General features: G+C 72.3%; 19 protein-coding genes and 1 riboswitch. Of the genes, 11 read left to right on the forward strand and 8 right to left on the reverse strand.

Annotated elements, in window-relative coordinates; all coding sequences use genetic code 11:
- Positions 1-282: 282 nt before the first annotated feature.
- From gndA to ACFVS9_RS08450, 4 genes are all read left to right on the forward strand, one after another.
- Positions 283-1,722, forward strand: coding sequence for an NADP-dependent phosphogluconate dehydrogenase (gndA, locus tag ACFVS9_RS08435; RefSeq protein ID WP_389931018.1), 1,440 nt, complete (start codon positions 283-285; stop codon positions 1,720-1,722).
- A 186-nt stretch (positions 1,723-1,908) separates the two neighbouring features.
- Positions 1,909-2,976, forward strand: coding sequence for a Dyp-type peroxidase (locus tag ACFVS9_RS08440; protein ID WP_389931019.1), 1,068 nt, complete (start codon positions 1,909-1,911; stop codon positions 2,974-2,976).
- The gene (locus tag ACFVS9_RS08445) at positions 2,976-3,773 is read left to right on the forward strand and encodes a family 1 encapsulin nanocompartment shell protein (protein ID WP_389931021.1); all 798 of its coding nucleotides are present in this window, start codon (positions 2,976-2,978) and stop codon (positions 3,771-3,773) included. The genes ACFVS9_RS08440 and ACFVS9_RS08445 overlap by 1 nt, the downstream gene beginning before the upstream one ends.
- A gap of 124 nt (positions 3,774-3,897) precedes the next feature.
- Positions 3,898-5,184: a diaminopimelate decarboxylase gene (locus ACFVS9_RS08450; RefSeq protein ID WP_389931022.1), complete on the forward strand. Its 1,287-nt coding sequence runs from the start codon at positions 3,898-3,900 to the stop codon at positions 5,182-5,184.
- A 375-nt stretch (positions 5,185-5,559) separates the two neighbouring features.
- Here ACFVS9_RS08450 and panD read toward each other — a convergent pair whose 3' ends face one another.
- The 5 genes from panD to ACFVS9_RS08475 all read right to left on the reverse strand — a co-directional run bounded on the left by panD (position 5,560) and on the right by ACFVS9_RS08475 (position 9,060).
- Entirely contained in the window at positions 5,560-5,985 is a 426-nt protein-coding gene (gene panD, locus ACFVS9_RS08455) for an aspartate 1-decarboxylase (protein ID WP_383115085.1), read from the reverse strand.
- 135 nt (positions 5,986-6,120) lie between these two features.
- Entirely contained in the window at positions 6,121-6,531 is a 411-nt protein-coding gene (locus tag ACFVS9_RS08460) for a hypothetical protein (RefSeq protein ID WP_383115086.1), read from the reverse strand.
- Between the two features lie 46 nt (positions 6,532-6,577).
- Positions 6,578-7,051 (reverse strand): protease inhibitor I42 family protein, encoded by a 474-nt coding sequence (locus tag ACFVS9_RS08465; RefSeq protein WP_389931024.1) that lies wholly within the window; start codon positions 7,049-7,051, stop codon positions 6,578-6,580.
- A 13-nt stretch (positions 7,052-7,064) separates the two neighbouring features.
- Positions 7,065-8,648 (reverse strand): peptidoglycan-binding protein, encoded by a 1,584-nt coding sequence (locus ACFVS9_RS08470; protein WP_383115088.1) that lies wholly within the window; start codon positions 8,646-8,648, stop codon positions 7,065-7,067.
- Positions 8,649-8,658: 10 nt separating this feature from the next.
- Positions 8,659-9,060 carry a hypothetical protein gene (locus ACFVS9_RS08475; RefSeq protein WP_383115089.1) on the reverse strand — a complete coding sequence of 134 codons (402 nt, stop codon included), beginning with the start codon at positions 9,058-9,060 and terminating at the stop codon, positions 8,659-8,661.
- Positions 9,061-9,389: 329 nt separating this feature from the next.
- Here ACFVS9_RS08475 and ACFVS9_RS08480 point away from each other — a divergent pair, with 329 nt between their 5' ends.
- From ACFVS9_RS08480 to ACFVS9_RS08510, 7 genes are all read left to right on the forward strand, one after another.
- Positions 9,390-10,319 (forward strand): universal stress protein, encoded by a 930-nt coding sequence (locus tag ACFVS9_RS08480; RefSeq protein WP_389931026.1) that lies wholly within the window; start codon positions 9,390-9,392, stop codon positions 10,317-10,319.
- A 66-nt stretch (positions 10,320-10,385) separates the two neighbouring features.
- Positions 10,386-10,570, forward strand: a riboswitch (cobalamin riboswitch).
- 29 nt (positions 10,571-10,599) lie between these two features.
- A complete protein-coding gene (locus tag ACFVS9_RS08485; protein WP_383115091.1) occupies positions 10,600-11,316 on the forward strand; it encodes an energy-coupling factor ABC transporter permease in 717 nt (238 codons plus the stop codon).
- Between the two features lie 8 nt (positions 11,317-11,324).
- On the forward strand, positions 11,325-11,693 hold the full coding sequence (locus tag ACFVS9_RS08490; RefSeq protein ID WP_383115092.1) for an energy-coupling factor ABC transporter substrate-binding protein: 369 nt from the start codon (positions 11,325-11,327) through the stop codon (positions 11,691-11,693).
- Positions 11,694-11,699: 6 nt separating this feature from the next.
- Entirely contained in the window at positions 11,700-12,449 is a 750-nt protein-coding gene (gene cbiQ, locus ACFVS9_RS08495; RefSeq protein ID WP_389931028.1) for a cobalt ECF transporter T component CbiQ, read from the forward strand.
- A complete protein-coding gene (locus ACFVS9_RS08500) occupies positions 12,446-13,312 on the forward strand; it encodes an energy-coupling factor ABC transporter ATP-binding protein (RefSeq protein WP_389931029.1) in 867 nt (288 codons plus the stop codon). The genes cbiQ and ACFVS9_RS08500 overlap by 4 nt, the downstream gene beginning before the upstream one ends.
- Before the next feature lie 475 nt (positions 13,313-13,787).
- The gene (locus ACFVS9_RS08505; RefSeq protein ID WP_389931030.1) at positions 13,788-14,183 is read left to right on the forward strand and encodes a hypothetical protein; all 396 of its coding nucleotides are present in this window, start codon (positions 13,788-13,790) and stop codon (positions 14,181-14,183) included.
- 268 nt (positions 14,184-14,451) lie between these two features.
- Positions 14,452-15,933, forward strand: coding sequence for a SulP family inorganic anion transporter (locus tag ACFVS9_RS08510; RefSeq protein WP_389931032.1), 1,482 nt, complete (start codon positions 14,452-14,454; stop codon positions 15,931-15,933).
- A 190-nt stretch (positions 15,934-16,123) separates the two neighbouring features.
- Here the strand turns inward: ACFVS9_RS08510 and ACFVS9_RS08515 are convergent, their stop codons facing one another.
- The 3 genes from ACFVS9_RS08515 to ACFVS9_RS08525 form a co-directional block, all read right to left on the reverse strand.
- Positions 16,124-17,164 (reverse strand): NAD(P)-dependent alcohol dehydrogenase, encoded by a 1,041-nt coding sequence (locus tag ACFVS9_RS08515; RefSeq protein ID WP_389931033.1) that lies wholly within the window; start codon positions 17,162-17,164, stop codon positions 16,124-16,126.
- Between the two features lie 63 nt (positions 17,165-17,227).
- Positions 17,228-18,004 carry an SDR family NAD(P)-dependent oxidoreductase gene (locus tag ACFVS9_RS08520; protein WP_383115098.1) on the reverse strand — a complete coding sequence of 259 codons (777 nt, stop codon included), beginning with the start codon at positions 18,002-18,004 and terminating at the stop codon, positions 17,228-17,230.
- The gene (locus ACFVS9_RS08525) at positions 18,001-18,669 is read right to left on the reverse strand and encodes a TetR family transcriptional regulator (protein ID WP_389931035.1); all 669 of its coding nucleotides are present in this window, start codon (positions 18,667-18,669) and stop codon (positions 18,001-18,003) included. Before ACFVS9_RS08525 ends, ACFVS9_RS08520 begins: the two co-directional genes overlap by 4 nt.
- Positions 18,670-18,826: the final 157 nt, after the last annotated feature.

Genomic DNA, 18,826 nt, shown 5'->3' on the forward strand with positions numbered 1-18,826 from the left:
GGCGGGCCACGGGAGAGCCTGGTCCGCTCCGTACGGTCCAGGAACGGCCTGGTGCCCACGGCACCCCGGCCGCCCTCCGTCCGCGCCGGGCCCGGAGGTGCGGTGCCCGGCGCCGCGCACGGCCGCGCGCCGCCGCACCGAGGCCATCCGGGGAACATCGGCGACACCACGGCCGCCTCCCGGTCCGTGATCGTCACCACCTCGTAAGCTCGGTGGCGCCTCCCGTCATGGCGGTCGACCGAACTGCCGAAGAGCACGAACCCGGAAGCAGGCGGATCCACAATGAGCAGCACAGCGCACATCGGTGTCACCGGCCTCGCCGTCATGGGACGCAACCTGGCCCGGAACTTCGCACGCAACGGCTACACCGTCGCCCTGCACAACCGCACCGTCGCCCGGACCCGCGAACTCGTCGAACAGTTCGGCGACGAGGGTGACTTCGTCGCGACCGAGAGTGCCGAGGACTTCGTGGCGGCGCTGGAGAGGCCACGGCGTCTGGTCGTCATGGTGAAGGCCGGGGAGCCCACGGACGCGGTGATCGCGGAGTTCGCGCCGCTCCTGGAGGCGGGCGACGTGATCATCGACGGAGGCAACGCGCATTTCGCCGACACCCGCCGGCGGGAGCGCGAGCTGCGCGAGCAGGGCATCCACTTCGTCGGCACCGGTGTCTCCGGCGGCGAGGAGGGCGCGCTCAACGGGCCGAGCATCATGCCGGGCGGCAGCAAGGAGTCCTACGACTCGCTCGGCCCCATGCTGGAGAAGATCTCCGCGAAGGCCAAGGACGGCGCCCCGTGCGTCACGCACGTCGGCCCCGACGGCGCCGGGCACTTCGTGAAGATGACGCACAACGGCATCGAGTACGCCGACATGCAGCTCATCGGCGAGGCGTACCAGCTGCTCCGCGACGTGGCCGGATACTCCCCCGCGCGGATCGCGGACACCTTCCGTGCCTGGAACACCGGGCGGCTGGACTCGTACCTCATCGAGATCACCGCGGAGGTGCTCTCGCACGTGGACGAGGCGACCGGCAAGCCCTTCGTGGACGTCGTGCTCGACCAGGCCGAGCAGAAGGGCACCGGCCGCTGGACCGTGCAGATCGCCCTCGACCTGGGCGTGCCTGTCTCCGGCATCGCCGAGGCCGTCTTCGCCCGCTCCGTCTCCGGCCACGCCGGCCTCCGTGACGCCTCGCGCCACCTCGCCGGCCCGACGGCGCGCACGCTCGGTGAGGCCGAGGCGGCGGCGTTCGCCGACCAGGTCGAGCAGGCGCTGTACGCCTCGAAGATCGTCGCCTACACCCAGGGGTTCCACGAGATCGCGGCCGGCAGTGAGCAGTACGACTGGAACATCGACCTCGGCAGGGTCGCCGCGATCTGGCGCGGCGGCTGCATCATCCGGGCCGCGTTCCTCGACCGGATCACCAGCGCGTACGAGGCCCAGCCCCGGATGCCGAGTCTCCTCTCCGACCAGAGCTTCGCCGAGGAGATCGCGGCCGCGCAGAGCGACTGGCGCACCGTGATCGCGACGGCCGTCACCCAGGGCGTCCCGACCCCGGCCTTCGCCGCGACGCTCGCCTACTACGACTCCCTGCGCGCGGAACGCCTCCCCGCCGCTCTCACCCAGGGCCAGCGCGACTACTTCGGCGCACACACCTATCACCGCGTCGACCGCGACGGCGTGTTCCACACCCTCTGGGGCGGCGACAGGTCCGAAGTCGAAAGCTGACCACCCGGGCCCGCGCCCCTCCGGCACGGCGACGGGCCCACGGGCGGGCCGGACGCGGCGCACGCCCGTGGGCAACGGGGTCTTCCGAGGGCGCGTTTCGCCCGGCCGGGCCGGTCCGGCGTGCGCCCCGGAGCGTGGTGTGGATAAGTGGCAGGGAGCCCCGTCCACCACCCACGGAGTGCGCGCATGTCCGACGCCGTACCGGAACCCGTCGTGGTCCAGCCCGTCGTAGCGCCGCTGACCAGTGCCGCAGTGGTGCTGGTCGCGACGATCGAGCCGGGCGGGGAGGAGGCCGTGCGCGAGGTGCTGCCCGACCTCGCGGCGTTCGCGCGGTCGATCGGCTTCCGGCTGCCGAGCGCCGGACTCGCGTGTGTGACGGGCTTCGGCTCGGACGCCTGGGACCGGCTGTTCTCGGGTCCCAGACCGGCTTTCCTCCACCCGTTCCAGGAGCTGCGGGGTCCCCTCCACCGTGCCCCGGCCACACCCGGCGATCTCCTCTTCCACGTCCGCGCGGAGCGGATGGACGTCTGCTTCGAGTGGGCCTCGCAGCTCCTCGGGCGGCTCGGCGACGCGGTCCGGATCGTCGACGAGGTCCACGGCTTCCGCTACTTCGACCACCGGGACCTGCTCGGTTTCGTCGACGGTACGGAGAACCCGGTGGGCGAGGAGGCCCGGGCCGCGGCCATGACCGGCCCGGAGGACCCCGGGTTCGAGGGCGGCAGCTACGTCGTCGTCCAGAAGTACCTGCACGACCTGGCCGGGTGGAACGCGCTGAGCACCGAGGAGCAGGAACGGATCATCGGCCGGACGAAGTTCACCGACATGGAGCTGGCCGACGACGTCAAGCCGGCGGACTCGCACGTCGCGCTGAACACCATCACCGAGGACGACGGGACCGAACGCGACATCCTGCGCGCCAACATGCCCTTCGGCAGCTTCGGACAGGGCGAGTTCGGTACGTACTTCATCGGGTACGCGGCCGATCCCGGGGTCACCGAGCAGATGCTCCGCAACATGTTCCTGGGCAGCCCGCCCGGCACCCACGACCGCATTCTCGACTTCTCCACCGCGGTCACCGGCACACTCTTCCACGCCCCCAGCGCCGACTTCCTCGACGCTCCTCCACCGCCGCCCTCCGCCACCGGGACCGCGGCCGCCCCGCAGCCGCAGTCCCCGGAGCGGCCGTCCCCGGGACCGGCGGTGGTCCGCGACGGTTCGCTGCGCATCGGCAGCCTGCAAGAAAGCGCCCCGTGATGAACAACCTGCACCGTGAACTCGCCCCCGTCACCGACGCCGCCTGGGACCAGATCGAGGAAGAGGCCAGACGCACCTTCAGCCGTCACGTGGCCGCCCGCCGCGTCGTGGACGTCAGCGACCCGCAGGGGCCTGAACTGTCCGCGATCGGCGACGGGCACCTGCGGGACATCGACCCGCCCACCCCCAACGTGATCGCCCGGGCCCGCACGGCGACCCCGGTCATCGAGTGGCGGGTGCCGTTCACGGTGACGAGAGCGGCCGTCGACGACGTGGAACGCGGCTCGGACGACAGCGACTGGCAGCCGGTCAAGGACGCGGCCCGCACCTGTGCGTTCGCGGAGGACATGGCCGTCATCGACGGGTACGCGGCGGCCGGCATCACGGGCCTGCGGGACGGTTCCTCGCACCCGCCGCTGCCGCTGCCCTCCGACGCGCGGGACTATCCGACGGCGGTGAGCCAGGCCCTGACCCGGCTGCGGCTCGCGGGGGTGGACGGGCCGTACCGGCTGCTGCTCGGCGCCGACGCCTACACGGAGGCCACCGAGACCTCCGACCACGGCTATCCGGTCGCCACCCATCTCGCGCGGCAGCTCGACGAGCCCATCCTGTGGGCACCGGCCGTCGCGGGCGGGGTGCTGCTGTCCACCCGGGGCGGCGACTTCGAGCTGTGCCTGGGCCAGGACCTGTCGATCGGCTACCTGGACCACGACGCGACGAGCATCCGGCTGTACTTCCACCAGGCGTTCACCTTCCGGATGCTGACCCCCGAGGCCGTCGTCCCTCTCATCGCCTGAAGCTCCGACCTGCGAGGCTCCCATCGACGACGACCGCCGTACACCGGCCCCGGCCTCCGCGGAGACCGGGGACCCCCCGCGCACACCGCGCTCGGCGAGATTCGCCGAGGCGCTCCGCCTCGCGGTGGCACAGGGGATGCTGGGCGAGCAGCGTCCGCTGGCGGGCTTCCTGGACGCGGACGGCATCCGCGACTCCGTCGACGCGCTGCGGGACGCCTTCGCCGCCGAACCGGGCGTCCGGGTGCTGCACACCTTCGCCGCCAAGGCCGCCTCGCTGGTCCCGGTGCTGCGGCTGCTCGCCGACTGCGGCATGGGCTGCGAGGTGGCCGGTCCGGGCGAGCTGAGGCTCGCGGTCGAGGCCGGGTTCGCACCGGCGCAGATCGTGCTGGACTCGCCCGCCAAGACCCGCGACGAGCTGAGGCTGGCCCTGGCGCTGGGTGTCGCGGTGAACGCGGACGGTTTCGGTGAGCTCCGCCGTATCGAGGAGCTCCGCTCCCCCGGCTCTCCCTCCGTCCTCGGGCTGCGGGTGAACCCGCAGGTGGGCGGCGGCTCCATCGGCGCCATGAGCACGGCCACGGCCATGTCGAAGTTCGGTGTGGCCCTGCGTGATCCCGGTGCCAGGGAGCGGGTCGTCCGCGCCTTCGCGGAGCGCCCGTGGCTGACCCGGCTGCACGCCCACGTCGGCTCGCAGGGCTGCCCTCTGGAGCTCATGGCCGAGGGGATCGCGGAGACGTACCGGCTCGCCGAGGAGATCAACGGGGTGCTGGGCGCGCGCCGTGTCACCGGGATCGACATCGGGGGCGGGCTGCCCGTCAACTTCACCGACGACGAGGTCCGCCCCGCTTTCGCGGACTACGTGGCCGCGCTCCGTGCGGCGGCGCCGGGCCTCTTCGACGGGCGCTACGAGCTGGTCACCGAGTTCGGCAGGTCCCTGCTGGCCAAGAACGGCTTCATCGGAGCACGCGTCGAGTACACGAAGGACGCCGGGGGCCGCCGCATCGCGCTCACCCACGCGGGGGCCCAGGTCGCCACCCGCACCGTCCTCATGCCCGACGCCTGGCCGCTCCGGGTCGGTGCCTTCGACGGCGAGGGCCGCCCCCGGAGCGGCCCGCCGATGGTCCAGGACATCGCGGGACCGTGCTGTTTCGCCGGGGACGTCGTGGCCCACGCCCGTGAGCTGCCCGAACTGCGGGAGGGCGACCTCGTGGCCCTGTACGACACGGGGGCGTACTACTTCTCCACCCCCTGGGCCTACAACAGCCTGCCCCGGCCCGCGGTGTACGGCTTCGCCGGGGCGACGGACGGCCTGCGCTTCGCCCTGGTGCGGGAGGCGCAGTCGCTGGACTCCGTGGCGGCGGAGAGCGGGCTGCGCCACGCGGACGCGCTCAGGGCACTGCGCGCGGAGCCGTAGGACCCCGTGCTCAGCCCGCGGGCTGGGGCGAGGGCTCCGGCTCGGGCACGGGCTCCGGGTTCGGGCCGGGCGGCTGCGGGATGGGGTCGGGCGCGGGGCCGGGCGGCACGGGGCCCGGCGGTACGGGCGGCGGGGAGGGCACGGGGGTCGGGCCCGGCATGGGCGGGGGCCCGGGCACGGGCGGTACGGGGTCGGGATTCGGATGGGTCATCTCGGTCCTCCAACTGCGACGAGCACGACGAGTGGGTCGGATCCGGACGAGTGGATCTCATCTCCACCGTCTCCCCGTGCGGCTGCCCTCGCCTGCCGAGTCCATACGTACCCTCGGTCACTCCCGCCCCGGGAAGCGCTCCCACCACGGGTTCCCGGAGCGGATCAGCTCCGCGCGGGGACGGCGTGCGGGCTGCGTTCGGTGCGCGAACCGGGCACGGGCGCGGAGGCGTCGGCACCCAGGGCGACGATGCGGTTCTCGGCGTCGACATGCACCACACGCGGTACGAGGGCACGCGCCTCGGCGTCGTCGACCTGCGCGTAGCTGATGAGGATGACCAGGTCACCGGGGTGTACGAGGTGGGCGGCGGCGCCGTTGATCCCGATGACCCCGGATCCGCGCTCCCCCTCGATGACGTAGGTCTCGAGGCGGGCACCGTTGTCGATGTCCACGATGTGCACGAGTTCGCCCGGCAGCAGATCCGCGGCGTCCATCAGGTCCGCGTCGATCGTCACGGAGCCCACGTAGTGCAGGTCGGCCTGGGTCACGGTGGCCCGGTGGATCTTGGACTTGTGCATGGTGCGCAGCATTCAGCACTCCTAGAAGACGGCTCCCTGCCTGCTTCTTGCAGGTCAAGGGCGTTCTTCACTGTACATCGGGCGCGTGGCGGGCGGCCGTGGCGCGGTCCCGCCCCGGCCGCCCGCGATCCGGACCGGGTGTCCGGATCAGGTGCTCCGGCCCCGTGCCCGGGTCAGCTGCTTCAGTTCGATGACGGTCGCGACGGCGCGCAGCCAGGTGGCCGCGGTGTCGTCGGCGGCGATCCCGCCCACGATCTCGGCGCCGGACCTCAGCCATTCCCGTACGAGCACGGCCGCCTCGCGGCCGGGCACGGGCTCGGGCAGCTCGGCGGCGCGGGCGAGTCCGCCGGCGCGCACGGTGTCGGCGAGGAAGGCGACCGAGCGCGGCTCGGTACCGAGGCGGTCGAGGACGACGGCCGCGGCGACGGCGCCGTCGCCGAACAGGGCGGTGCGCCGGCTGCCGGGCCCGGCGGTGAGGCCGTAGCGCAGCAGGACGGTGATGTCGAGCCGGGCCAGCTCGTCGTCCGTGCGGTCCGGCGGGTGCGGGGCGTCGTTCATGGCGGGGCCTCGGGTATCTGGTCTGGGCCGACCGGTCCGCTGCGGTTCAGCCGACCGTGACGGTGTAGGTGATGCGCTCGGGAGCCGGGGAGGGGGAGGGAGCCCCCGTGTCCGGGGTTGCGGAGGGACCGGTCGTCCCGGGCGGGAGCGTGGAGGTGTTGCCCTGGCAGGTGGTGAAGGTGCAGTGCAGCAGCGTGAACCGGGTGGTCCCTTCGCCCTTGGCCTCGAAGGTGAAGGTGAGCCGGCTGCCCGCACCGGCCATCGGGTCGTCCCCGGAGTCCGACGTGTCGTCCTGGCCGCGGCTGACCAGGACCGAGCTGTCGGGCTGGGGGTCAACCAGGTACCAGTACTCGCGGGTGGAGACGTTCTGGTCGACGGTGAGCGTGAAACGCTCGCCCGGCTCGGCGCTGATGGTGGTGTCCTTCACCGGGCGGCTCGTGGTGCCGGCGGAGCCGGCCGGCTCGTCGGCGCCGGGGCCGCAGCCCGTGGCGAGAGCGAGGAGCGCGGCCGCCGCGAGCACGGCACCGCCCCTGCTACCGGGGGAGATAGACACTGTACGCGTTGGGGAGTTCACTGTGGGAAGCCTTGCCCATGTGGCCGTTGATGAAGTCGTCCTCGCTGACCCAGGTGGTCGAGCCCCAGGGGTTGTACACCTGGAGCATGTCACCCTCCTGGGCGATGATGGTCATCGCGTGGGCACCCTTCTCGCCCGAGACGTCGACCGGCACCGGGTGCCCCTGCGCCACCGACCTCTCGACCTCGGTGAGGACCGCCCTTCGGTCAGCGGCGCTGTTCAGGTCCTGGCGCTGGTAGTCGGTGCCGGTGGCGCTGCCGACGGCGGTGTCGTTGATCCGTTCCTGCCCCTCCGGCCCCATGCCGCCCCAGTTCTCGCCGCCGTCCCCTTCGGTGTGCAGCCGGTGCTGTTCGGCCACCAGGCGCTGCTTGAAGGCTTCGGGGTCCTCCTCCTGGCCGTCGGGGCCGCCGGTGAGTTCGAGGGCGTACATGGGGTCGACCATGGCGCGGGACGTGACGGTGGACGAGGCCACGCAGGTGCCCTCGGAGCCGTCGCCGCCCTGGACCCACCGCTGCCCGTTGAAGGTGGCGTGGTCGGTGTTGTTGTTCGAACCGTTCGGTGCCAGGCCCTCGTCGTCCATGCTGTCCGAGGCGGTGACCACCGGCGTGAGGTGGCGGCGCATCCAGTCGGCGTCCTTGCCGTGGATCTTGTCCTGGAACTCCCCGATGTCGGCGACGCTGTGTCCGGCGGCCAGGGCCTTCATCAGATAGGCCCGCTCCTGCGGGTTGTCCGATCGGGCCAGCATCCGCTCCATGGCCATCTCGTCGTCGAGGTCCAGCTCGTCCATGCGCTTCGACGCGCGTTCCAGTTCGGCGGGCTTCAGGATCTCGTTCAGCTCGGGGTCGGCACCCGCTACGCCGGTGTCGGCGAGCATCAGCTTGTCGACGGCGGTGAGTTCGCTGGTCCCCATCTTCCCGGCCCGTGCCTCGGCGGCCCACTTGTTCAGGTCCCGGGCCGCGACACGGGTGGCCTCCTGCGCCTCGGAGACGGCTTCGTGCATCAGGTCGACCGCGTAGGAACCGAAGTGGGCGGCGTTCTTGCGGTCCCACTCCTCCTCGTCGTTCTCGTGCAGGTCGTCGAAGAAGCCGTCCCTGCCGCCGAGCATCTTCTTCTGCTCCAGCAGCTGTCCGCGGCCCTGCTCGTCCTTGCGCTGGGCGGCGCCTATCGCGTCGCCGAGCGTCAGCAGCACCTTCGCGGCGCCGTGGAACGCCTCGCTCATCTGCGTCGCCGAACGCCCGGCGGCGTTCACCGCGTCGGCGGCGAGGACGCTCGTGTCGCCGGCCCAGACCTCGGGAAGGCCTTTGCGGCCCACCCGGTCGACCTGGTCGAACACGCTGCCGACGCTGCCGACCTGGCCGAGGTAGAGCCTCGCCAGGCCCTCCAGCACGCCCTGGTCGCCCCCTGGCCGGGGCACCGAGAGGGCGTCGTCGATCAGGTCGAGGACCTCGTTCTTGCTCCCGGCGCCGAGCAGCTTCTTGGACAGGCCGGCGAGCCAGCCGAGGCGCAGGGCGGGGGAATCGAAAGGGGAGGTGAAGATCGACACCGGCCCGGCCTCAGTAACTGGAGAGGGCCGAGGTCAGCCCGCTCCGTGCGGGCGGGACGGCGCGAGCGTTCTCGTCGCCGACGGAGACGCTGTCCACGCCCATCCTCACCAGGCCGTCGGAGCCCCGGTATTCCTTCTTGGCCAACTGGACCTTGCCGCCGAGCTCGTGCAACGCCGCGGCGAGGGTCTTGGCCTCCGCCTCCCACGCCTTGACGAACGCGTTGATCGCCGACGCGGCGTCACTGCCCCCCGCCTCGGCGTACGAGTAGGTCGTGCGGGACTTGACGGCCGAGCTGACGCGGTCCATCTCCGTGCCGGCGTCGTCGAGTTGCAGGGCCTGGCCTGTCATGCCGGCCTTGATCCGGTAGTCGTCGTAACCCACCGCGCGCCTCCCCCGTATGCGTTCGATCATGACCGCAGGGAGGCTAGCACCCACCGCATATACGAAGTTCACACTTTCATCCGCCGCACACAACTCTCCGACATTACCCACCCCGCGGCACGGCACGGCACGGCCCGCGCCGGCCGGTCGCCCGGCCTCCCCACGGCTCCGTGCGCTGTGCGCTGCGCGTCACGAGACGGGTCAGGACGGGAACGCGCGCCGCCGTGCCGGGTGGTCCGTGACGCGCGTCCCGGGCCGCGCGCCGCATACGCGCTGGTCGGCGCCCCTGCGCTGGCCGCGTTCCCTCCGGCGGTGTCAGCATGGAACGTGCGGACACCGAAGCAGCGTGAGGAGCGGCGATGCGTACACGCCCGTCCGAGGCCCCGCACGATTCGAGGACGGTCGTGGGGGTCGACGGGTCGCAGCACGCCCGGGCCGCCGCGCTCTGGGGTGCGGCCGACGCGATGCGGCACGGGCGTGGTCTGGTGCTCGTGCACGCCCTGGATCTGGACCGCCTGGACCGGTTCGCCTCGTACGAGACGTCCGAGCACGTACGGGCCGCCGGGAGCGACCTGTTGGCGGAGGCGGCGGCGGAGGTCCGGCAGGGGTTCCCCGAGCTCGATGTCACGGTCAAGCTCAGCCGCCGGAAGCCGGTTGCGGCGCTTCACGCGTCCGTCCGGCCGAGCGGCACGATCGTCGTCGGGAGCAGGGGCGCCGGCGGGTTCGGCCCCCTCGTGCTGGGTTCGGTGGGCCTGGGTGTCGTCGTCGGCAGTCCCGCGCCCGTCGTCGTGGTGCGCGGGGAGACCGCGCGGGCGCACGGCGCGCCGGTCACCGCTGCCGTGCGCGACGAGCACGACGCCCGGTGGCTGGTACGCGCCGGACAGGAGGCGCTGGCCTGGGACAGCCCTCTGCGGTTGGTGAGCGTCCGGAACCTGCTGGCCCGGTTCGGGGCCCGGCAGCTCCCGCACGACGAGGCAGGGCGGGACGCGGACCCCGGTGAGCGGCCCGTGGAGGCGCTGGCCTCCCGGATCCGCGAAGGCCGTCCCGGCCTCACCGTGCGGACCGAGGTGGTCGAGGCCCGGTCGACCGCCTCCGCGCTCGTGGAGGCGAGCCGGCACGCCCAGCTCCTGGTGATGGGGAGCCATGAGCGGCGCGGGGTGTCCGTCCTGGGACTCGGCCACGTCGTGCACGCGCTGCTGCACCACTCCCACTGCCCGGTCCAGATCGTGCCCTACCTCCGTGACGCGGGAGGAGTGGCCGGGGAGGGGCTCGCGGAGGGCGAGGACTGAGGTGGGAGCCACGCGGCCCCGCACGGACCTGGGACGGTGCCGCTTGTCTTCGCCCCCCGCCCGGCACTACTGTCACCTCGCCTTGGTGAACGGGAAATCCGGTGTGATGCCGGTGCGGCCCTCGCCACTGTGATCGGGAAGTCCGGCTCCGGCCCTCGCGGGCAGCCACTGGGTCCTTGTGACCCGGGAAGGCGGAGTTCGGGCGGTGTCACCCGTAAGCCAGGAGACCGGCCAAGGCGCTTCAACCATCCACGAGGTGCTGGAGAGGGTCTGCCGAGTCATGCACATAGCCGAGGGTTTTCTGCCTCCGGCGCACGCGATCGCCTGGGGTGTCGCGTCCGCGCCGTTCGTCGTCCACGGAGTCCGGTCACTCACGCGTGAGGTCAGGGAGAACCCTGAGAGCACGCTCCTCCTGGGGGCCTCCGGGGCCTTCACGTTCGTACTCTCCGCGCTGAAGATCCCCTCAGTGACAGGGAGTTGCTCGCACCCCACGGGTACGGGGCTGGGAGCCATCCTGTTCCGCCCGCCGATCATGGCGGTCCTGGGGACCATCACCCTGCTGTTCCAGGCACTGCTGCTCGCGCACGGCGGCCTGACCACGCTCGGCGCCAACGTCTTCTCGATGGCGATCGTCGGGCCCTGGGCGGGGTACGCCGTCTACAGACTGCTGCGCAGGTACGGCGTTCCGCTGATGGTGGCGGTCTTCTTCGGGGCGTTCGTCGCGGACCTGTCCACCTACTGCGTCACCAGCGTGCAGCTGGCGCTCGCCTTCCCGGACCCGAGCAGTGGATTCCTGGGCGCGCTCGGCAAGTTCGGCTCCATCTTCGCGGTCACGCAGATCCCGCTGGCGGTGAGCGAGGGGCTGCTGACGGTGCTGGTGATGCGTCTCCTCGTGCAGTCCAGCAAGGGAGACCTGACCCGGCTCGGCGTGTTCCTCTCGGGCCGGCGCGACCGGTCCGCGAAGTCCGCGGCGGAGACCGAGGCGGTGGCCCGATGAACACGAGGATGACCCGGAACACGAAGATCAACGCGCTTCTGCTGCTCGTCGTGGCCGCGCTGGCCGTCCTGCCTCTGGCCCTCGGCCTCGGCGACGGGGAGAAGGAGCCGTTCAGCGGCTCCGACGCGCAGGCCGAGACGGCGATCACCGAGATCGATCCCGGTTACGAACCCTGGTTCTCCCCGCTGTACGAACCGCCGTCCGGTGAGATCGAGTCCGCCCTGTTCGCCCTGCAGGCGGCACTCGGCGCGGGTGTCCTCGCCTACTACTTCGGACTGCGGCGCGGGCGCCGTCAGGGGGAGCTGCGCGCCATCGCGCGACAGGACGGCGGCGGCGCCGGCAGTGATGCCGGCGGGGCGACGGCCCGAAGGACCTGAGCGCACGTGCTGCCGATCGACGCGGCGGCGCACAGCAGTCGCTGGCGCCGCCGCCATCCCCTGGACAAGGCCGTCCTCGGTCTGGGGCTCACGGTCCTCGCCCTCTCGCTGCCGCCCTGGCCCGGGGCGGCCCTGATCCTCACCGCCGCCCTGGCGGTGCTGCTCGGGCCGGCCGGTGTGAGCGCCCGCCACCTGTGGCGGGCGTACAAGGTGCCCCTGGGTTTCTGTGTCACCGGGGCCGCCACCCTGCTCGTGCAGGTCGGCGGGCCCGGCGGGCTCGTCACCCTTGCGGACGGGGGGCCGGTACGGGCCGCTGAACTGCTGCTGCGCACCTCGGCCGGGTCGCTCGGGGTCCTGCTGTTCGCGTTCACCACCCCGATGTCCGACCTGTTGCCGCGCCTGGTCAAGGCGGGGGTGCCCGCGCCCGTCGTGGATGTCGCCCTGGTGACGTACCGCATGAGCTTCCTGCTCCTCGACTCGATGCGCCGGATCAGGGAGGCGCAGGCGGCCCGGCTCGGGCACACCACCCGGGCCGCCGCCTGGCGGTCCCTGGCGGGCCTCGGGGCCACCGCGTTCATCAGGGCCTTCGACCGCGCGGCGCGCCTCCAGTCGGGGCTGGCCGGGCGCGGCTACGACGGCACCCTGCGTGTCCTGGTGCCCGAGGCCCGTGTCTCCGTCCGGTTCGTGGCGGTGAGCCTCACGCTGCTCGTGGCGCTCACCGCCCTGACCTTCGCCCTGGAAAGGCCGCTGTCATGAGCGAATCCGTGCTGCTCGCCCTGCGGGACGCGTCCTTCGCGTACGAGGAGGGTCCCGCCGTGCTCAGCGGGCTCGACTTCGAGGCGCACGAGGGGCGCGCGCTCGCCCTCCTCGGCCGGAACGGCAGCGGGAAGACCACGCTGATGCGTCTGCTCAGCGGCGGACTGCGCCCGCGCACCGGGCAGTTGACGGTCGAGGGCAGCCCCGTCACGTACGACCGCAAGGGGCTCACCCGGCTGCGCACCACCGTCCAGCTGGTGGTGCAGGACCCGGACGACCAGCTGTTCGCGGCGTCCGTCTCGCAGGACGTCTCGTTCGGGCCGCTGAATCTCGGCCTGCCCGACGCCGAGGTCCGCGCCCGGGTGGACGAGGCGCTGACCGCCCTCGACATCACCGCCCTGGCCGACCGCCCCACCCATCTGCTCTCCTACGGACAGCGCAAACGGACCGCCATCGCGGGTGCGGTCGCGATGCGGCCCCGTGTGCTGATCCTCGACGAGCCGACCGCGGGGCTCGATCCGGACGGGCAGGAACGCCTGCTCGACACGCTCGGCGCCCTCCGCGACGCCGGCACCACCGTCATGATGGCCACCCACGACGTCGATCTCGCCCTGCGCTGGGCGGACGACGCCGCGCTCCTCACCCCGGCCGGGGTCCGCGCAGGTCCCGCGCCCTCGGTGCTGTCCCGCACCGAGCTCCTGCGGGAGGCAGGGCTGCGCCTGCCGTGGGGCGTCGCGACGACGCGGCTGCTGCGCGCGCACGGCCTGCTGGCCGATGCGGAACCCGGGCCGCGTACCCCGGAGCAGCTCGCGGCGGGCTTCGCCGCGCCGGCCCGCGCCGAGGGATCACCGGCCGACGGCTGACGCCCCGGGGGCAGGGAGAACCCCCTCAGGGGACGCCGTCCGTTCCCGCACGGAACGAAGGGACGACACCACTCCAGGCCCCCGGGGCGACCCGCGCCACTCACTCACCGAATATCGCCGTGTTCACCTCAGGTGGCGAAGTCCACGCGCGGGCGCGGGGCGGAGCCCGTACGGCGCACGGCAATGGTCCGGCATTTCCCGGCCATCTTTACCTGGTGTTAACACGCCCCCTTAAGCCGAACCATTGTACGAATATGCATGACGCCTCCCGAAGGGCATATGCATATGCCACACGATCGCCGGCAGTCTCGAATACTGAGAACAGATCGTGAGCACATGCGCAGGCCACAGGGTGCGCAGCGAACGATTCAACTCCTTCGGCATCTACTTTCGGACTCTTCACAAAGGGTTAACTCCATAAGCCCTCAAGCCTGTTAGCGTCCGGAAGGAAGGATGGATCCAGCGGGAGGTGAAGGTGCGCGCAGCGGCAGTCCGGTTCGTGCTCGCGTTCCTGATGGGCTTCCTATTGGCCCCGTACTCCGGCACCTCGTCGGCACACGCGCACACCGCCGCTCCGGGAATGCGTGCGGACGGACTTCCGCGTGCGACCGGCGCGGAGAACCACCACCCGGCGTACGTCACGTGCGGCACCCACGACCGCGGGGCGGAGCCCAACGGCCTCCTGCGCCAGCGCGACCGGCATCGGTCCGCGACCGTTCCGCCCCTCGACGCGCCGCCGCGTTCCGCCGTGACGGGTGAGGCCGACGGGATGCTCCCGCCGGCGGCCGTCGCCGCGCGAGGCGACGCGCTCCACACCTCCAGATCCTCGGCCGCCCATTCGGTCCCCGTGCTCCAGGTGTTCCGCTGCTGAGCTGACCCGAGGCACTGCGCACATCCACCCCCTGCCCGCGGTCCCACCGGACCCGTCGACGGGGGGTCATGCCGACGTGCCCTCAAGGCCCCAGTTCTCGTACGCGTACCGACGCGCCGCACTCCGGCGCGCCAGGAGGAACCACTGGCATGCGATCCCACGTCGATCACCCTGCGGTAGAAGTACTGCACACCAGCGACACGGCCGTCTGGGCACCCCCGCCCGGCGACGTGCGCTCCGCCCCCTTCCGCACGGGATGAGGGCCCCCATGGATCTTCTCGGCAAGTACCCCCACCTGCGGCAGGACTTCGCCGCGTCTCTCGTCGTCTTCCTGGTCGCCCTGCCCCTGTGCGTAGGCGTCGCCGTCGCCTCGGGCGTCCCGGCCGAGCTGGGTCTGATCACCGGCATCGTGGGCGGTCTCGTCACCGGTCTGATGCGCGGCAGCAGTCTCCAGGTGTCGGGGCCGGCCGCCGGCCTCACCGTGCTCGTCTTCGAGGCGGTCCAGACGTTCGGTCTGCCCGCGCTCGGGGTGATCGTGCTGTCGGCGGGCCTGCTCCAACTGGGCATGGGCGCCCTGCGGCTGGGCCGCTGGTTCCGGGCCATCTCCCTCTCGGTCGTCGAGGGCATGCTCGCCGGAATCGGCCTCGTCCTCATCGCGGGGCAGCTCTACGCCGCCGCGGGCGTCGAGGCTCCGCTCTCCGGCACCGGCAAGATGACCGGCATCCCCGGGCTGCTGGCCGACGCCGTGTCCAGCCCCGCCGCTCTCGCCTCACTCGCGCTCGCCGCCTCGACCATAGCCGTGGTGGTGGGCTGGAACAGGATGCCGAAGCGGGTGCGGGCCGTTCCGGGCGCACTCGCGGCGGTCGTGCTGGCCGTCCTGGCCTCGCTGGCGTTCGACATGCCGGTCGAGACGGTCCAGGTGCAGGGGCTGCTCGACGCCGTCCAGGTCCCCGCGCTCTCCGAGTTCGGGGGCCTCGCGAGCCTGAGCCTGCTCGGAACCATCGCCGCCTTCACCCTGATCGCCTCCGCGGAGAGCCTGTTCAGCGCGGCCGCGGTGGACCGGCTGCACGACGGACCGCGTACCCAGTACGACAAGGAGCTGATGGCCCAGGGCGCGGGCAACACGGTGTGCGGGATCCTCGGCGCGCTGCCGATGACCGCGGTCATCGTGCGCAGCTCGGCCAACGTGCGGGCGGGCGCGCGGACCCGGGCGTCCCGGGTGATGCACGGTGTGTGGCTGCTGCTGTTCGCGGCGCTGCTTCCGTCGGCGCTGGCGCTCATCCCGCTGCCCGCCCTCGCGGGCATCCTCATCCACGCCGGATGGAAGCTGATCCCGCTGCGACCGCTCGTGGCGCTGTGGCGTGAGCACCGCGGCGAGGCGCTGATCCTGGTGGTCACGGCCGTGGCCATCGTGACCGTGAACATGTTCGAGGGGGTCCTCGCCGGCCTGGCCCTGTCCGTGGCCAAGGCGGCCTGGGACGCCTCGCACATCAAGGTGGAGGTCGTCGACAGCAGGGGCGACCGTGTCAAGGCCCGGCTCTCGGGCAACGCGACCTTCCTGCGGCTGCCGAAGATACTCGACAGCCTGGAGGCCCTGCCCAAGGACCGGCCCATCGACCTGGACCTCTCCGGGATGCACCACCTGGACCACGCCTGCCGCACGGCCCTGGAGAACTGGGCGGAACGGCACAGCTCGTCCGGTACCGAGCCCGTGCGGCTGACCCGCGACGTGGCGGCGGCTGCTTCCTGAGGCCCACCGGGGCCGTGAGGGCCCCGGTGGGGGGATCCGGGGCTCCGGGGCGCTGACGCCGCCCCGGGGCCGGGTGACCCCGTCGGGGCTCCGGGACCCTGAACGCGGACGACTCGCCGGGGCGCCTTCCGCGGGCGTCCCGGCGAGTCGGTTCCGGCACTCGGCCGCCCGGACAGGCGGCCGCGGGCGGTCAGCCGTTGGGCAGGATGACCGCGCGGCCGTTGATCTTGCCGTCGTGCAGCCGCTCGTAGGCGAGCGGGGCCTCGTCGATGGAGTACGTCTCGACGTGGACGTCGACCGCACCGGCGTGGGCCAGCTCGATGACCTCCGCGAGCTCCTTGCGCGAGCCCCAGTACGGTGCGGTGACCGACGTCGAGAACGGCAGCACTCCGAAGCCCACGGGCAGCAGCCCGCCGCCGATGCCGACGATGGTGACGTCGCTGTCGACGGAGGCCATCGCTCCGGCCGTCTTCACGGTCGGTTCGGCGCCGACGAAGTCGAGGACGACCTTGGCGCCCACACCGCCGGTGAGTTCGCGGACCTTGGCCGCCGCGTTCTCGTCGGACAGGACGGCCTCGTGGGCGCCGACGGTCCGGGCCAGTGCCAGCTTCTCCTCGGTGACGTCGAGGGCGATGACCCGTACGGCGGTCATGGCGCGCAGGAGCTGGATGGCGACGTGGCCGAGACCGCCCGTGCCGATCACCACGGCGGTGGCGCCGGGCAGCAGCTTCGGCAGCGAGCGCTTGATCGCGTGGTACGGGGTGAGCCCCGCGTCGGTCAGCGAGACCGTCTTGACCGGGTCGAGGTCGCCGATCGGCGTCAGGTGGCGGGCGTCGTCGACGATCATGTACTCGGCCATGGCGCCCGGGTTGCCGAGGCCGGGCGGGTTGATGCCGAGGTCGGCGGCGCGCAGGCAGTAGTTCTCCCGGCCCTCCGCGCAGTTCACGCAGGTGCCGCATCCCCACGGGCCGTAGACGGCGACCGAGTCGCCCACGGAGACGCCCACCGCGCCCTCACCGAGCGCGGCGACCGTACCGACACCCTCGTGGCCGAGCGTGAGCGGCAGTTCGTAGGGGAAGCCCTCGGCGGGCCAGCTCATCACGGCGATGTCCGAGTGGCAGACACCCGCGGCGGTGACCTTCAGCAGGATCTGGCCGGGCCCCGCGACGGGCTCGGGTATCTCGACGACCTCGGGCGCGGCGCCGATGGTGCGGTACTGGACGGCTTTCATGACTCTCCTTCGTTCTCCGTACTTCCTTTGTCACTCCCGTGGTGGCGGCGCGCCACTCGGGGGTCAGGAAGCGGAGTAGCCGCCGTCCACCAGGTGGTAGCTGCCGTGGATGAAGGAGGCACGGTCGGAGAGCAGGAAGGCGGCGAGCTCGGCGACCTCCTCCGACGTCCCGAGGCGTCCCGCCGGGTGCAGGGAGATCAGGTGGTCGCGGGCCGGGCCGTCGGTGTTGCGGAGCAGCGGGGTGTCGATGAAGCCCGGGCCGACCGCGTTGACGCGCACGTTCTGCGCGGCGTACTCGAGTGCGGCGGTCTTGGTGAGGCCGACGACGCCGTGCTTGGCGGCGACGTACGCCGGGGAGTTCGCGAAACCGTTGGTGCCGAGGATCGAGGAGATGTTGACGACGGCGCCGCCTCCGGCCGCCAGGATGGCGGGGAGCTCGTAGCGCATCGAGTAGAAGACGCCGCTGAGGTTGGTGGCGACGACCCTGTTCCAGTCCTCGATCCCGTACTCGCCGGTGGTCTGCGCGGGGCCGCCGATGCCGGCGTTGTTCACGGCGAGGTGCAGGGCGCCGAAGGTGTCGACGGCGAAGCGCACGCCGGCCTCCACGGAGGCGGGGTCGGTGACGTCCAGGGCGACGGCGGCGGCGCGGGCGCCGGTGGCCTTCAGTTCGTCGGCGGCCTTGTCGGCGCTCTCGGCGTTGTGGTCGGCGATGACGACGGCGGCGCCGCTCGCGGCGAGGCGCCGGGAGAGGGCGAGGCCGATGCCGGACGCTCCGCCGGTGACGAGGGCGACCTTGCCGGCGAACTCCGCCTCGTAGGCGGTGGGGAGGTTGGTGCTCATGATGTGCTTCCTTGCGTGGTGCTGTGGGGCGCCGGCCCGTCCTGCCGGGATTCCAGCAGGTCGACGGAGAGGGCGTCGAAGGCGTGTACGACGAGCTCGGGCAGGGCGGCCGGCCGGCCGCCCCGTACCCATGCCGCCTGGGCCGCGAGGAGCGCTCCGGCTCCCGCGGCTACGGTCACGGCGGGACGCAGGTCCTGCCGCGGGTCCGTCCCGAGCCGTTCCGCGAGAATGACGACCGACTCCTCCTGGGCGTCCACCCGGATGTGGTGGTACGCCGCGTACAGGGTCGGTTCCTCCTCGGCCATGACCAGCAGGTCGAAGATCCGCGGCCTCAGGTGCCAGGGCTCCGCCTCCGTGTCGTCGAGCCAGTCGAGGACGGCACGGCGGTAGGCGGTGAGCGGTGGCTCCGCCGGAGGGCGCTCGCGGAGCGCTCGGTTGATCCGGTCGCCGTCGCCCCGCACTGCGTCGAGGACGGCGGCCTCCTTGTTCGGGAAGTACCGGCTGAAGGTGCGCCGGTCGACGTCGGCCGCCTGCGCGATCTCCTCGACCGTCACGTTCCGCAGACCGTGGTCGAGTACGAGATCGAACGCGCTCCGCGCCAGTGCGTCCCGGGTCCTGCGCGCCTTGCGGCTGCGCCGTTCCGGGACGTTCCCTGTCTCCTGCATGACTGCACCGTACACCTTTAAATGTCCCAGTGGGACTTCTGTCCCGATGGGACATGGAAGTGCCCCGCTCCCCCGTTCTCCTTCCCTGCCGGAGGGACGCCGAGGCCGCCGGGCGGGAAAGGAAGAGGCCCGGGTGAACGACGTGTTCGCCCCGGAC

This window comes from Streptomyces sp. NPDC058008 (assembly GCF_042886395.1).
In the GTDB taxonomy this organism is placed as follows: Bacteria; Actinomycetota; Actinomycetes; order Streptomycetales; family Streptomycetaceae; genus Streptomyces.

Bases quoted from the DNA above. Each gene is read 5' to 3' on its own strand.
- gndA (WP_389931018.1), top strand. From the start codon at position 283: ATGAGCAGCACAGCGCACATCGGTGTCACCGGCCTCGCCGTCATGGGA.
- ACFVS9_RS08440 (WP_389931019.1), top strand. From the start codon at position 1,909: ATGTCCGACGCCGTACCGGAACCCGTCGTGGTCCAGCCCGTCGTAGCG.
- ACFVS9_RS08445 (WP_389931021.1), top strand. From the start codon at position 2,976: ATGAACAACCTGCACCGTGAACTCGCCCCCGTCACCGACGCCGCCTGG.
- panD (WP_383115085.1), bottom strand. From the start codon at position 5,985: ATGCTGCGCACCATGCACAAGTCCAAGATCCACCGGGCCACCGTGACC.
- ACFVS9_RS08460 (WP_383115086.1), bottom strand. From the start codon at position 6,531: ATGAACGACGCCCCGCACCCGCCGGACCGCACGGACGACGAGCTGGCC.
- ACFVS9_RS08475 (WP_383115089.1), bottom strand. From the start codon at position 9,060: ATGATCGAACGCATACGGGGGAGGCGCGCGGTGGGTTACGACGACTAC.
- ACFVS9_RS08480 (WP_389931026.1), top strand. From the start codon at position 9,390: ATGCGTACACGCCCGTCCGAGGCCCCGCACGATTCGAGGACGGTCGTG.
- ACFVS9_RS08485 (WP_383115091.1), top strand. From the start codon at position 10,600: ATGCACATAGCCGAGGGTTTTCTGCCTCCGGCGCACGCGATCGCCTGG.
- ACFVS9_RS08490 (WP_383115092.1), top strand. From the start codon at position 11,325: ATGACCCGGAACACGAAGATCAACGCGCTTCTGCTGCTCGTCGTGGCC.
- ACFVS9_RS08500 (WP_389931029.1), top strand. From the start codon at position 12,446: ATGAGCGAATCCGTGCTGCTCGCCCTGCGGGACGCGTCCTTCGCGTAC.
- ACFVS9_RS08510 (WP_389931032.1), top strand. From the start codon at position 14,452: ATGGATCTTCTCGGCAAGTACCCCCACCTGCGGCAGGACTTCGCCGCG.
- ACFVS9_RS08515 (WP_389931033.1), bottom strand. From the start codon at position 17,164: ATGAAAGCCGTCCAGTACCGCACCATCGGCGCCGCGCCCGAGGTCGTC.
- ACFVS9_RS08520 (WP_383115098.1), bottom strand. From the start codon at position 18,004: ATGAGCACCAACCTCCCCACCGCCTACGAGGCGGAGTTCGCCGGCAAG.
- ACFVS9_RS08525 (WP_389931035.1), bottom strand. From the start codon at position 18,669: ATGCAGGAGACAGGGAACGTCCCGGAACGGCGCAGCCGCAAGGCGCGC.